Genomic DNA, 14,076 nt, shown 5'->3' with positions numbered 1-14,076 from the left:
TTCAATCAAGTGCGGGCCCATCCGGGCCGACGTTAGTGATCGGGTCTCTTTCGTTTATGTGCCCACCGAAGAGGGCGTTAAATGCAGTTTCGGCATCGTGAAGAAAGTTCAGAATGCCTTCAAGAAGTTCTCGAAAGGTGGCGCAACGCCATCTCACATGTGGCGAAATCTTCACCAGTGTTTCGCGTATATAGCTGTCCAGACTCGTGGGGGCTGCCGTGAACTCGTTCGGCTCCCAGCCCGGAGTGATAGAGCGGAAATTGAACATTGAAAAAGCGTTCACTGGGAGGGTATAGATGGCCTGAAGACGCTCAAACTCCTCGAGGGCTTTTGGGTCTAGGTCATTACACCGCTCGGTTCTGACGGGGCTGAACGGCTCGACGTACTCCATCACGCGATCCGCAGCATCTCCGACCCGAGGGCAGAAATAGCGCTCCCACCAAACTTTGAAATAGCGTTGTTGCAACTCGAGGTAGGTCAGTCCGGTGATGTTGGTATTCCGTGTGTACTGTTCTGCGCCTGATTGGAGGCCGTGCTTCGAGACGATGAAGCCGATGTTGCCTCCTGTCTCGTGCATGACCGTAGTGAATGCGTGAACCACCGTTTGCGGAATGCTTGCATTCCAGTTCTTGCACTCGACTACATACCGAATCTTGTCGACGCTGTGGACGTCAACAGCGAACACGTCGAGCTCGACCTTGCCGCGCGGGGTCTCCACTTCGACTTCTGCCTCGGCATCGAGTCCGATGTTGCGCAACAGGCGTTTGACTCCTGATTGCAGCTCTTTCCAATCGTCGGGGAGTGGGTGGTCGATCATTTTGGGGTGGACATGATTTTGTGACATTGTCCAGCGGAAATGTCCGCGATGAACTGTTGTCATCGCATGCATGGGCATTTACCGCCACCTCACGGTTTCAGAACTCCAAGCGATGCGCACGCGCCTGATGGCGTCGCTGCAGGACCGACTCGCTTCTCCCACATCCGCCGCGCACAACGGGCGCTCTGTTCAGTATCAACAGAACGTCGCTGAAATCCGCAAGGAAATCGCGGCGTTGAGCGAAGAGCTCGAAGCCCGCGGCGTCGGTGTTTCCGGTGGCGCGGTGCGCGGCCCGATCTACATCGTTTGAAGATGAGCCGCCGCAACCGCCGTCTCATGCACGCTGGCCCGCGCATCTCTGCGCCTGGCGCCAGCGGCCCCGCGGGCGCCGGGATGAACGCGCACGAAGCCGCGTCAACCAACGACCTGGCCCTGCATGGTTGGAACCCCATCGCCGGCAGCGCAGATGCGGATCTGCTGCCCGACCTCGACACGCTGACTGCACGCTCGCGCGACCTCGGCCGCAACAACGGCCTCATGGCCGGCGGCATGCAGACGATGCGCGACAACATCGTCGGATCGGTGCTGCGGCTCAGCGCGACGCCGGACTATCGCTTGCTCGGGTGGACGCGCGAGCAGAGCCGCGAATGGGGCAACCTCGTGGAGGCTAAGTTCCGCTCGTGGGCGGAGACCACCGAGTGCGACGCGGCGCGCACGCAGAACCTGCTCGGCCTCACGCTGCAAGCTCTCGGCGGCGCCATGCTCAACGGCGACGCGTTGGGCTTGCCGCTGTGGCTGCCCCGTCCTGGCACGCGCTGGAACACGCGCTTGATGATGGTCGAGGCAGACCGGCTCGCCACGCCCCTGGGCCTCGAGCATCGCGACGACATCCGCAAGGGCATCGAGTTCGACCGCTGGGGTGCGCCTGTGGCGTACCACATCCTCAAGCGCCATCCGGGCGATGTGTTCGCGTTCGGCTTCTATGGCATGACGCGAGAAGCGCAGCTCATGGAATGGGACCGCATTCCTGCTTTCACCGCGTGGGGCCGTCGCCGTGTCATCCACTTGCACGACAAGGAACGCACCGGCCAATCGCGCGGCAAGCCCGTTGTCACGGCCGTCATGCGCGAATTCCACATGGCCGGCAAGTACGCGGCGAACGAGCTGCAGGCCAGCCTCGCAAACTCGCTTGTTGCCGCGTTCCTCGAGTCGGACCTCGACCCGAACTCGGCCGCCGCTTTGTTCGGTGACAACCCGCGCGACCAGTGGAATGCATCGGTGGCGCAGACCCGCAACATCCGCCAGCTCAAGGGCGCGGCGGTCATTCCGCTGCCCGCCGGCGCGCGACTCTCCAGTTTCACGCCAGGCCGCCCGAATCAAGCCTTCGAGGCCTTCATGCTCGCCTCGCTGCGACACATCGCCGCCGGCATGAACCTGCCCTATGAGTTGCTGCTGAAGGACTTCAGCAAGTCGAACTACAGCAGCGCGCGTGCCGCCCTGCTCGAGGCCTGGCGTTACTTCCACGGCCGCCGCCGCTGGCTCACCGACTACTGGCTTCGGGCCATCTACGAACTGTGGTTCGAAGAGGCCGTGAACGCCGGCGAGATCGAGGCGCCCGGTTTCTATGAGAACCGCTACGCCTACCTGCGCGCGCGCTTCATCTTCGGTGGCCGTGGCTGGGTCGATCCAGTGAAAGAGGCGCAGGCCGCCGGGCTGCGCATCGAGATGGGCATCTCCACGCTCGAAAAGGAATGCGCGGAGCAGGGCGACGACTACGAAGAAATCATGGATCAGCGCGCCATCGAGTTGCGCATGGCCGCTGACCGCGGCCTCAACACCGCGCAGCCCATCGCCGTGGCTCTGGCTTCGGCCGGGCAGGGCAAGTCCGACGACGAAGAACAGGCTGGCGCATCCCAAGGGCAGAACGAGGAAACCGCCGCATGAAATACCCCCATCTCGCAGCGCGGATCTTCAACACGCCGCTGCTCATCCATCCGCAGAAGCTCGACGCCATCATTGCCGGCCTGAGCGACCGCTTGCTCGGCGCCATGCCGCTGATGGTCGCCTCGGCCGATGGCTTGCCCAAGCTGGCGCCCGAACTGTTCTCGACGCGGCGCGGCGAGCAGAGCGACCGCGGCTATCGCGTGGTCGAAGGCGTCGCGGTGCTCAACGTCAACGGCGCGTTGCTGCATCGCAGCCGCCTCGATGTGGCGGAGAGCACTTTCCTCGTGGGCTACAACGACCTGGCCGCCGACCTCGAGGATGCGATGAGCCATCCCGATGTGCACGCGGTGCTGCAGGTCTACGACAGCCCGGGTGGCGAGGCGCAGGGCGCATTCGAGTATGCGCAGCGCGTGTTCGATTTGCGCGGTCGCAAGCCCATGCAGGCCATTGCTGACGGCATGGCGCTGTCCGCCGCCTATCTGGGCGCCAGCGCAGCCGACGAAGTGGCGGTTACCGCAACCGGCTATGCCGGCTCCGTAGGTGTGGTCTCGCGGCACGTCGACTTCTCGCGCGCGCTCGATCAGGACGGCATCACCGTGACGCACATCTTCGCCGGTGCGCACAAGGTCGACGGTAACCCCTACGAGCCGCTGCCCGCCGACGTGCGCAGCGCCTGGCAAGCCGAGATTGACGGGCTCTACACGATGTTCGTGGATGCGGTCGCACGCCACCGCGGCATGGAAGCGGCGGCTGTGCGCAAGACGCAGGCCGCCAGCTATTCCGGCGTCGCGGCCGTGGCCTCTGGCCTGGCCGACCGCATCGCCACCACAGACCAACTGATTTCCGAACTGGCCGCCCAACGCGGCCGGTCCTTCCCTGTCGGGCCGACCGCCCGATCCAACGCCAACGACAAAGGAGCATCTATGTCCGGCATTTCCCCCAACGAGGCGGGCGGTCATCAAGCCGCAGCAGCCCCCGCCGGTGCGCCGGCAGTTCCCTCCGCCTTCACGCAGGCCAATGTGGATGCGGCACGCGCCGAAGGCCGCCAGGAGGGCGCGCTGACCGAGCGCACTCGCGTGAGCGGCATCTTCGCGCACGAGGCCGCGGCCGGGCGCACGCAGTTGGCCATTCAGTGCGTCACCAGCGGCCTGAGCGTCGAGCAAGCCGGCGCCGTTCTCGGTGCCGCACCGGTGGCTACCGCCGCGCCGGTGAATGCCTTCGCCACCGCCATGGCCGCGGTGGGCAATCCCGATGTCTCGGGCGTCGAGGCCGGCAGCGGCGCGCAGACCGACGAGGCCGCTCTCGCGAGCCAGATCGTCGCGAGCTTCCGCGGCTCGCGCTGATTCAACCATTCACAGGAGTTGCGAACATGAACTATCGCGCAAGTTTCTCGACGGAGGGCGTTTCTGCCTCCAAGGTGCTCGTGGCCGGCAACGCCCACCTGCTGGTGGGCCGCAAGGTCACGCTGCTGGCCGGCGCGGTCTACGCGGCCGGCACGGTGCTCGGCGTCATCACCGCTTCGAAGAAGCACACCGTCAGCGCCTCGGCCGCCGCCGATGGCAGCGAAGAGCCGGACCTGATTCTGGCCGAAACGGTCGACGCCACCGCGGGCGACCGGGAAGCGCTCGGCTATGCACGCGGCGACTTCAACACGAGCGCGCTCGTGCTCGGCGCGGGCCACACCGTTGCCAGCATCACCGAAGCCCTGCGCACCAAGGGCATCACCTTGCTGGCCGACGTGGCCTGACGCCCAGCACCCAGCAATCCAACCTCTCAATCAGGAGCAACTTTCATGGACATTTTTTCCATCGGCGTCCTCGCGCGTGTGATCGCCGAGCTTCCGGCCCCCGCGCCGTTCATCCTTAATTCGTTCTTCACGGCCATGCAGACCGAGACGAGCGAGGAAATCCACTTCGATGTCGAGAACGGTCGCCGCCGCCTGGCGCCGTTCGTCGCGCCCATCGTGGCCGGCAAGGTCGTGCAGTCGAAGGGCTTCGTCACGAAGACCTTCAAGCCCGCCTACATCAAGGACAAGCGCGTCTTCGACAGTTCGCGCCCGTTCAAGCGCGCCATCGGTGAGCGCATCGGTGGCGAGCTGTCGCCGGCGCAGCGCCTGCAGGCATTGCTCGCCACCGATCTGCAGGATCAGCTCGAGATGCTCGCCCGCCGTCAGGAAGTCATGGCTGTGGAAGCGCTGCGCACCGGCAAGGTCACCGTCAAGGGCGAACAGTATCCGACCGTGGTCGTGGACTTCGGTCGCCATGCCGACCTGACCGTCGAACTCTTGGCCGGCAACCGCTGGGGTGAAGCCGGCGTCGACCCGCTCGAAGACGTGCAGGCGTGGTCGATGGGTGTGACGCAGCATTCGGGCGCGGCCGGCAACACGCTCATCATGGACGTGAAGGCCTGGCAGCTCTTCAGCGCTGCGCCTTCGGTGCAGAAGCTGCTCGACCGCTTCCGTGGCGCCGACAAGCTCAACGCGACCGTGATCGGCGAGGGTGGTCGCTACATGGGCAATATCGGCGACTTCGATATCTGGGTCTATGCCGGCTGGTACGAAGACCCGGACACCGGCGCGCTGACGCCGTACCTGCCCGACCACACGGTGCTCATCACGAGCCCGGACCTCGAAGGCACGCGCGCCTATGGCGCGATCAAGGACGAAGAGTCCGGCTTTCAGGCCATGCCGTACTTCTCGAAGTCGTGGGTGGAGAAAGATCCGGCTGTGCGCCTGCTGCTGCTGCAATCGGCCCCGCTGCCGGTGCCGTACCGCGTCAACGCCTCGATGTCGGCCAAGGTTCGCTGAGGCCCCGAGCATGTCTGCGCGCGCGCCCTTCGCCGATATCGAAGCCATGGTGGATGCCGGGGTGCTCGGCCACCTGGCGAACGCCATCGCGACGGTGGCGGGCGTCGACGTGCCGGTCATCTTCGATGTGCCGTCCGCCCAGTCCTTCGACGGGCAGATCGACGCCAGCGCACCCGAATGCAGCGGGGCTGCCGAGCTGCTCGCGAATGTCGAGCGCGGAGACACCATCGTTCTGCGCGGGCGCAGCTACGAGGTGGTGACTGCGGAGTCCGATGGCGCCGGATTCATCCGCCTCGTGCTGGGGAGCCTCTGATGCTGGCGCTCGAACCCGCCATCGTGCAGCGGCTGCGCGCGAGCCTGGCCGAAGCGTGGACCGTGAAGGGCATGTTCTCCGACGCCGGAAAGCGAGAGCCCGACCTCTTCGCGTCCGTGATGTTTGGTGATGCGGATGTGCCGGCCAGCGAGGTGCCGGGAGTGCTGGTGCGGCCGTTGTGGCTTGTCACGCTCGTTGGCAGGCGCGCCGATGCAGAGGCCGCACCGCAGCTCGACAGCGCCTTCGCGCTCGTCATCGAGGCGCTTCACGGCTGGGCGCCTGGGCAGGTCGCGGGCAGGCGCTGGGAGCGTCTTCAACTGGTGCGCGTGAAGCCGCCACCTTTTCTCGAGAACGGCCTTGTCGGCATCGAACTCGCTTTTTCTACTTCCGCCCGCTTCGACGGGCAACCCTGAAAGGACATCGCTATGCCTATCTCGCACACCAAGACGGAACTGTCGGCCCCCCGCGGCCGGCTTCGCCTGGACATCATGAACGCCCTCGAGGAACTCACGGGCGAAGAAGAAATGGGCAACTGCCCGGCCTTCGTGCTGACCATCGATTCGGAGAAGGCCGAAGAATTCTCGGCCGAGAGCGCGGCCAGCGAACTCATCGGCACGCTGACCGGCAAGGTCAAGCGAACCGCCAAGATCACCTGCAACAACATGAGCATGGCGACCTATCAGCGCTTCCTCGCTGCGACGAGTGAAGTGGTGGTGCAGGCTGCCGTGGCGGTCACTGCCGAGCTGCGCACCGTTGTGCCCGGCAAGATCTATCAGCTGGGCCAGACGGCGGCGAACCCTATCGGGGTGCGCAATGTCACTGCCGTGACCGTCAAGTCCGAAGACGGCACCACGCCCTATGTGGCGGGAGAAGACTTCAACGTCGACCCCGAAACCGGCGCGGTGCAGATCATCGGCGGCGGTGGCATCACGGCCGGCGTCGTGCAGTTCGGCTACACGCCCGTGGCTGGCTCGTACACGCGCCTCAAGACCGGCGGCAACACGTCCTTCCTCTCCGCGATCCGCGTGGTCGCGGACAACGCGGCAGGCAGCAACAAGGACTGGTACATGCCCCGCTGCAATCTCACGCCGTCCGGCGATCTGCCCATCGTTTCGAACGAAGTCGAGTTCGTGAAGGTCGAGTTTGACGTTGACGTTCTCAAGTCCGCGAATGCGGAAGCAGTCTATGTCGGAGGCCGACCGGTCGCCTGATCGAACGCCCGTCCCCGCGCATCACCGCGGGGGCGTGATGACGCATGCGGCTTCGCACAGAGGCTCCATGCGCCGCCATCGCCCCACTCACCTGACCCTCTCTCCCAGTGGCCATTAAGCCGATTCAGATTCTCATCAATGCCAAGGACGATGCGTCCGCGGTATTCGACAAGCTGCAGGCCAAGATTGCAGCTGTCGGCGCGGCCATCCTCGGCTACTTCGGCGTCAAGGCATTCGTCGGCGCCATCAAGGGCGCAGCCGACCTCGAGGCGGCGCTGAGCAGGGTTCAGGCCGCGACGGATGCCAGCGCCGAGGAAATGAAGCTGCTGCGCAAGACGGCAGAAGAAGTCGGCGCCTCCGGCAAGTTCAGTGCAGTGGAGGCGGCGGGAGCGCTCGAGAACCTCGCCAAGTCTGGCCTGAGCGCCAAGGATGCCGTCGCCACGCTGCCCGCAGTCCTGAACCTGGCTGCGGCCGGCGACATTGAGCTCGCCACTTCAGCCGAGTACGTCACCAAGGCTGTCAACGGTCTCGGCCTTTCGTTCGCGGATGCAGGGCGGGTGGCCGACGTGCTCGCTAAGGGTGCAAACGCGACGAACACCAGCGTGACCGGTCTTGCGCAGGCGTTGAGCTACGCAGCGCCGCTGGCCAACTCGTTGGGGCTGAGTCTCGAAGAGACGGTCGCCATCATCGGCAAATTCGCTGACGCCGGCATCGATGCGGGCCGCGCTGGTACGGCGCTCAACAGCATCATGGCGCAGTTTGCTGACCCGGCCAGCAAGTTCCGAACGGAGCTTGCCGCCGCTGGCATCACGACGGTGGATTTCAGTACTGCCCTGCGTGAGCTTGGCAAGGGCGGGCCGGGCGTGAGCCGGGCCATCAATGCGGTGGGGACCGAGGCTGGGCCCGCACTGCGCGCGCTGCTGAATCAAGGCATCGGCAAGCTCGGCGAACTCACGCGTTCCCTCAAAGACTCCGAAGGCAGCGCTGCAGCGACCGCGAAGGTCATGCAGGAGAACCTGAACGGCGCTGTGAGCGGGCTGGGTCGCGCATGGGAGTACGTGACCAACACGCTGGGCACGCCCGTGTTGCCGGTCCTCACGAAAGCGGCCGAACAACTCGCCACCTCGTTGCGGGCCGCGGTCAGCGACGGGACGGTGGCCAAGTTCGGCACAGCCATTGCGACGGCGTTCCAGGCGGCCATCAAGTGGGTGCGGGACTTCGCGGCGAGTTTTGATTTCGGCGCGGCCACCTCGAGCGCATTGGCGTTCGCCGATCGGGTTGGTGCAACGCTTGAGGACCTGAGCCGCAGGGCGAAGACCACGAGCGAGGTTGTGCAAACCGCGTGGGGCGTCATGTCCGGCGGGGCCAACGTGCTCATCGGCGTCATCTTCAAGATCGCTGAGTCGTTCGCCGGCGTGACTTCGAACATCCTCAGCGGTGTTTCGCTCATCATCGAGGGCCTCTCGAAGATCTCCATTGGCAACGTCTCCGCTGCATTCAAGCAGGCCGCCGACGAGATCCGCGACTCTGCGCAGGGCATGGCCGGCGTCACGGAGGGGTATGCGCAACAAGCCAGCGCTGCATTCGATCGGGCTGCCGAAGGCGCAGAGTCAGCTCGCGCCGGATGGAAGGCGCTGACCACGGAAGCCGATGCATCCGCCGTCGCAGCGGCGACCGCTGAGAAGGCCTACACCGGGATGTCCACGACGCTGCAGGCCACGGCTGAGGCCAATGCTGCAGCGGCAGAGAAATCCCGCGTCACGGCTGTCGCCCACGCCGAGCAGGCCAAAAGGGCGCAGGAGGCGACGGCTGCACAGGAGGCGTTGCGGGCCGAATACGCGCAGGCGATTGCCACCGGCAATGTGCAGCGTGCGGCAGAGGTCATGGTCAAGCTCAAGGCTGCCACGGATGCCGCTGCCGCTGCTGCTGAGAACAACACGAAGAAGCAGGAGCAGCAGGCCAAAGCCATCGAAGCGGCGTTCGCGCGCATGGGCCTGCAGACGAAGGAATCGCTGCGCATCGCAGCCGAAACTGCGCGTCAGGACTTCGAACTCATCCGCGACAGCGGGCAGGCGAGCGCCGATGCCATCGCCGCAGCATGGGCGAAGGCCGCTGAAGCCGCCATCGCCGCCAACGATGGAGTGGTGCCCACGTGGGTTGCCGCGCAGGCTGCCGCAAAGGGCTACGAGGTGCAGGTGGATGAGGCAGGGCGCGCCACGCTGCAGCTCGTTCAGACGTCTGCGGCATTGAAGGGCTTGGCTGGAGGATTCGACAACGCCGCGAAAGCCGCACAGAACTACGGCAAGGCGGTCGGGGGTGTGCGCGCGCCCGGTGGCGCTGGCCCAGGCGGAGCCGCCGGCGGTGGCGCCGGCGCGCCGGGTGCTGTGCGCGGCGGGCGTCTGCCCAATGGCACCTACCTCCGGCCCGAGGACCAACTCGGCGTCATCGGCCCCAACCAGGTGGTGAAGTCGACGCAGATGAGCGGGGAAATGCGCGGCGCGGGCACCGACCTGGGCACGCGCACCGGCATCGCAGCCTTTCTCAAGGCCGCTGGCGTGGATGACGACTCGGTCGCGCGAAAGATCGCGAGCGAGTTTGCGGACTCGAAGGGAGACATTCCGTTCTTCGACAACCCGGGACAGAAGAAGTACGGCGGCGACGGCGGCACGCTCAGCATGGCGCTGCTCAAGGCAGCCGAGCAATACACGTTCGGCACCGCCAACAGCAAGGCGCAGCAGCCGTCGACCATCCCTCGGCCCGAATCCACGCGCAATGTGCGCGTGAACCTGAACCTTAACGGCCGGGACATGGGCGCTGTCAACACCGACGCTGCCGGGGCGGACGCCATTCAGGGGCTGCTCGCGCAGCTGGAGCAAGCCCGCGGCACCGCGGCATCGAGATAAGCAATGGCAACCTCCCAATTTCACACGCTCGGCGCGCTGCAGATTTCGCGCGGCATGGTCTGGATCGATGAGTTCTCGTGGAGCGCAGTCGAGAAGTCGGCAGAGTATTCCGTGACCGGCGCACTGCTCATCGACGCGGCCGTCAAGCAGGCGGGCCGTCCCATCACGCTGCGTGGCGATGCCGATGCCGGCTGGATTCGACGCAGCGTACTCGAGGGCCTGCGTGCCCTTGCCGCGAGCGATCCGGTAGGCGACCACCTGCTGACGCTGGCCGATGGCCGGACCTTCACTGTTCAGTTCGCCCCCGGCGCTCCCATCGAGGCGTCGCCGGTTTTGCGCCCCGAACTTCCGCCCGACACCCATCCCTACGTCGCGACGCTGCGACTTATCGAGGTCTGACACATGACAATTTTCAGCGGCGACCTCAAGCTCGTCAAAACCCAGGTGATGGCCGACGTGCCCGAGGGCGGTGGCGCGCCCACCGGCGTTGTCGTGCCTGACGGCACCAGCAACGCCATCTTCCCCGACGTGTCCGAACTGGACCGCGCGCTCGGCCGCGTGAAGCTGCGCAAACTGGCAGTGCATGTCGACACGGCCAACGTCGATGTGTACCAAGGGTCGAACGTCATCATTTCGGAGCCGCCCGACGACCCGAACATTTCGATGACAGCTTTCAGCACGGGCGAGACATTCGACCGGCGTGTCGAGGCCGTCTCGCGGATCGAGGCCTACCTGTCGATCGGCCCGCAGTACCCGGCGTACCTCTACGGCAACCACATCCAGCATCAGGACACGCTGCTCATCTTCCAGAAGACCAGCAATACGCCGCCGATCGGTGCCACGATGGTGCTCACGAAGCGCGAAGGCTTCCCCGACGAGTTCCGCCAGTACGTGCGGGTTATCGAGGCCGCCGCCGAAGAGCGGGAGTTCGAAGATGATCGCGGGCTGTTCAAGCGCTGGGTGCTCACGCTGCGGCTGGGCAACACGCTGGCGCAGGACTTTCCCGGCTTCGACATGTCGCGCTTCGACTACACGAAGGCCCAGATTGCGCAGCTCACCAAGCTGAGCGACACGGTCGTCGCGAACGCCGCGCGCTACTACGGCGTGACGCGCCTCGAAGAGCCTGCCAGCATCGGCGCCTTCACGATCAAGGGTGAATCCATGTTCACCCAACTGGTGCCATCGGCCCAGATCGAGACGCCGATCGCCGACGCGCGCATGAACCAACTGTCTGCGGCCGTGGTGTCTTCGGGCGGCGCTGTGGTGCAGAGCCTGAATGCGATCTTCTCGACGACGCAGAGCCTGTCCTTGGGCGGTGCCATCGCCCCGAGCACGCTGTCGATCGTGGCGGATGCAATCTCCGTGACGGACAGCGGCGGGCGCCTCCTGTCCGGCGGCGCAGAGGTCGGCACCATCGACTACGAGAACGGCATTGCCGCGCTCACGACCGAAGTGTTCGGCGGGGGCGGCCGGATCTTCACCATCACTTACGCGCCCGGCGCCGCCCCGCAGGCGGTCAGCCAGTCGCAGGGCTTCGAGGTCAAGGCCGAGACGCGGTCCCTGAGCTACGTTCGAACCATCGAACCGGCCCCTGCGCGCGGTACGCTGTCGATCAGCTACATGAGCCAAGGGCGTTGGTATGTGCTGCGCGAGCAGGGCGACGGCGCGATCAGGGGCCCCGACAGCAGCTTCGGCGCCGGCAACCTGAACTTCGACACCGGCACGGTCCTCGTGACCTTGGGCGCGCTGCCGGACGTGGGCAGCTTCGTCATCTACCAGTGGGTGGAGCCTGACGCAGCGCGGTCGAGCGAGGTGCTGACCCTCGACAACAACGGGCGCTTCTACTGGCCCTTCAACACCTCGGGCGTTTCGAGCCTTGAAGCCGGCGCGAAGGCGATCAAGCCCGGCGCGCTCACGATCGCGTGGAACGACGGCACAGCCCGGTCGGCGCAGGACGACGGTGCCGGCAGCATCACCGGCGATGCCACGGGCACGGTGAACTACGCGCGCGGCACCTTCCGGCTGAGCCCGAACCTGCTCCCTGCACCTGGCACGCCCATCACCGTGAACGTGGACACCGGCGCGAAGACCGCAGCCACGGTTTCCATCGTTGGTGGGTCGGGCGACCTCGGCGTGACGGGTATCACGCCGGGCTCGGTCGCTCTCGACGTAACGGGGCAGATCAAAGCTATCTACGAGGACAACCCAGTGGTGAACTGGGGTGCTGCGACCACGTACCGCATCGTCGATGACGCGGCGGGCGCGCTCGTGCTGCTACTCGGCGATGCGCGCCTCGTGGTCGGCAGCATCAACTACGCCGCCGGCACGTTCTCGTTGACCGCCAACACCGTCATCCCCACGCCGGTCGCGCTGCTTGCGACTGCTTGGGACAACGTCCTTCTGCGACGACCCGGTGACTTCATCGGCGACATCGTGGTTGCCTGAGGCACAACATGACCGATGTCACTCTCAACCCCCTCGATACCGGCGCTGCACTCAAGCGCGTCCCCTTCGCGTCAGTCGCGCTCAGCACGGTCCTGTCGATGAACCTTTCGGGCGTCGCCAGCGCGGCCGCGACGTTCTCGTCGGGCGCTGCGGGCGCCGAGGTGCTGTCCGGCGACATGGACCAGCTGCACCTGAAGACCAACGTCGCCAACGCATTTTCCCTGTCCGGCGTGCGGTTCAGCCGCGCAGGGCAGGACTACGTCGTCAAGGCCAGCGGCGCGGTGCAGATCAATCCCTCGCCAGTGACCGGCAACGGCACCACGGTCGGCACGATGACGCCCGCCCAGGGCGAGGTGGTGCTTGACTCGTGGGCGGCCGGTGGATCTCCTGCCGTAAGCAACTGGCGCGGGGTGGCGGGTGCGCCCGTCAACGGTCCCGATACACCCTTCAGCACCTACGCGATCACGTTCCGTGTGCCCACCGCGCCGCTGCGCACCGGCAGCGTCTCGATCCTCGGGACCATGCAGGACGGCACGACGTTCAACGTCACGGCCGACAGCGACGGATACATCAATGCGACGCGCGTCAAGGGCAAGGTCAACTACACCACGGGCGTCGTGATCATTGTCGGCGTCACGCCCACCTCCGCCGGCGGACAGACGCAAGCCGACCTGTCGTTCCTTGGGGTGCCGGGTGTCACCAACGCCTACGTCGACCTGATCCGCCAGGAGACCGTTCGCCTCAACGCCGTGGCCTTCACCTACCTGCCGCTGGACGCCGCCCTGCTGGGCATCGACCCTGTGCGTCTGCCGACAGACGGTCGCGTGCCGATCTTCCGGCCCGGCGGCGCGCATGTCATCGGCCACAAGGACACCACCACGCCCGCAACCGCGATCGTTGGCGGCACCGTGAATTGCGGCCGCACGCGCTTGTCGCGCGTGCGCGTGATCGGCAGCGACGGCGCCACGCAGCACACGGGCTACACGGTCGATCTGGAGGCAGGTGTCGTCACCTGGACCGATGTGACGGGCTTCGTGCAGCCGATGCGCGTGGAACACCGCATCGAGGACATGACGCAGACACGCGACGCCCAGATCAACGGGCAGCTGACGGGCATGCGCCCTTTGACGCACGACTATCCGGCCGGCTCCTACATCTCCAGCGCGCTCATCACGGGCGACCTGGCCGCCCGCGTGTCGCTGCTTTTCGACCAAGCCACCTGGAGTCCGCAGACCTTCGCCGACTCGCTGGTGGGCGATTCGGCGACCGCGACCTACAACGACATCGATTTCCCGGTCGAGGTCACGAATGCCGGGGCAGTCACAGAACGGTGGGCCTTCCGGTTCAAGTCGACGATGACGTTCGACATCATCGGTGAGCACCTGGGTGTGATCGGCGAGGGCAGCATCAACACCGAGACGGCGCCCATGAACAACAACGCCGGTGCGCCGTACCTGCGCATCCCTGTCGGCGGATGGGGTTCCGGCTGGGCGGTCGGCAACCTGCTCCGCGTCAACACCGTTGGCGCGCTGCCCACTTTCTGGCTCGCGCAAACCATCACCCCCGGCGCAGAAGCCGGCGAAGACTACTCGTTCGAAGTGCTCGTGCGCGGCGACGTGGACAACCCAATCATCTAA

13 protein-coding genes are annotated in these 14,076 nt (G+C 65.8%); 12 read left to right on the top strand and 1 reads right to left on the bottom strand.

From position 1 onward, the window contains the following. Window position 1: 1 nt before the first annotated feature. The gene (locus tag AC07Y4_RS08305; protein ID WP_495274360.1) at window positions 2-895 is read right to left on the bottom strand and encodes a restriction endonuclease; all 894 of its coding nucleotides are present in this window, start codon (window positions 893-895) and stop codon (window positions 2-4) included. Window positions 896-929: 34 nt separating this feature from the next. Between AC07Y4_RS08305 and AC07Y4_RS08300 the strand changes: the two genes are divergently transcribed. The 12 genes from AC07Y4_RS08300 (at window position 930) to AC07Y4_RS08245 (ending at window position 14,076) form a co-directional block, all read left to right on the top strand. Further along, window positions 930-1,127 carry a hypothetical protein gene (locus AC07Y4_RS08300; protein WP_495274359.1) on the top strand — a complete coding sequence of 66 codons (198 nt, stop codon included), beginning with the start codon at window positions 930-932 and terminating at the stop codon, window positions 1,125-1,127. 2 nt (window positions 1,128-1,129) lie between these two features. Next, window positions 1,130-2,761, top strand: a complete 1,632-nt coding sequence (locus AC07Y4_RS08295) for a phage portal protein (RefSeq protein ID WP_495274358.1) — start codon at window positions 1,130-1,132, stop codon at window positions 2,759-2,761. Then, entirely contained in the window at window positions 2,758-4,104 is a 1,347-nt protein-coding gene (locus AC07Y4_RS08290; RefSeq protein WP_495274357.1) for a S49 family peptidase, read from the top strand. Before AC07Y4_RS08295 ends, AC07Y4_RS08290 begins: the two co-directional genes overlap by 4 nt. 26 nt (window positions 4,105-4,130) lie before the next feature. Then, window positions 4,131-4,508 (top strand): head decoration protein, encoded by a 378-nt coding sequence (locus tag AC07Y4_RS08285; RefSeq protein ID WP_495274356.1) that lies wholly within the window; start codon window positions 4,131-4,133, stop codon window positions 4,506-4,508. Window positions 4,509-4,553: 45 nt separating this feature from the next. Then, complete coding sequence (locus AC07Y4_RS08280; RefSeq protein WP_495274355.1) at window positions 4,554-5,567, top strand: major capsid protein; 1,014 nt, start codon at window positions 4,554-4,556, stop codon at window positions 5,565-5,567. Between the two features lie 10 nt (window positions 5,568-5,577). Then, complete coding sequence (locus AC07Y4_RS08275; RefSeq protein WP_369663504.1) at window positions 5,578-5,880, top strand: head-tail joining protein; 303 nt, start codon at window positions 5,578-5,580, stop codon at window positions 5,878-5,880. Beyond that, window positions 5,880-6,293 carry a hypothetical protein gene (locus AC07Y4_RS08270; RefSeq protein WP_495274354.1) on the top strand — a complete coding sequence of 138 codons (414 nt, stop codon included), beginning with the start codon at window positions 5,880-5,882 and terminating at the stop codon, window positions 6,291-6,293. Before AC07Y4_RS08275 ends, AC07Y4_RS08270 begins: the two co-directional genes overlap by 1 nt. A gap of 12 nt (window positions 6,294-6,305) precedes the next feature. After that, window positions 6,306-7,091: a phage tail tube protein gene (locus AC07Y4_RS08265; RefSeq protein ID WP_495274353.1), complete on the top strand. Its 786-nt coding sequence runs from the start codon at window positions 6,306-6,308 to the stop codon at window positions 7,089-7,091. Window positions 7,092-7,198: 107 nt separating this feature from the next. Continuing rightward, on the top strand, window positions 7,199-9,994 hold the full coding sequence (locus AC07Y4_RS08260; protein WP_495274352.1) for a phage tail tape measure protein: 2,796 nt from the start codon (window positions 7,199-7,201) through the stop codon (window positions 9,992-9,994). A gap of 3 nt (window positions 9,995-9,997) precedes the next feature. Beyond that, window positions 9,998-10,393 carry a hypothetical protein gene (locus AC07Y4_RS08255; protein ID WP_495274351.1) on the top strand — a complete coding sequence of 132 codons (396 nt, stop codon included), beginning with the start codon at window positions 9,998-10,000 and terminating at the stop codon, window positions 10,391-10,393. Between the two features lie 3 nt (window positions 10,394-10,396). Beyond that, window positions 10,397-12,439 (top strand): hypothetical protein, encoded by a 2,043-nt coding sequence (locus tag AC07Y4_RS08250; RefSeq protein ID WP_495274350.1) that lies wholly within the window; start codon window positions 10,397-10,399, stop codon window positions 12,437-12,439. 8 nt (window positions 12,440-12,447) lie between these two features. Further along, the gene (locus tag AC07Y4_RS08245) at window positions 12,448-14,076 is read left to right on the top strand and encodes a hypothetical protein (protein WP_495274349.1); all 1,629 of its coding nucleotides are present in this window, start codon (window positions 12,448-12,450) and stop codon (window positions 14,074-14,076) included.

It is taken from the genome of Variovorax sp. GW460-12-1-14-LB1 (genome assembly GCF_059423605.1).
The sequence above is the reverse complement of the archived record's forward strand: the minus strand, read 5'-3'. Positions and strand labels throughout refer to the sequence as shown.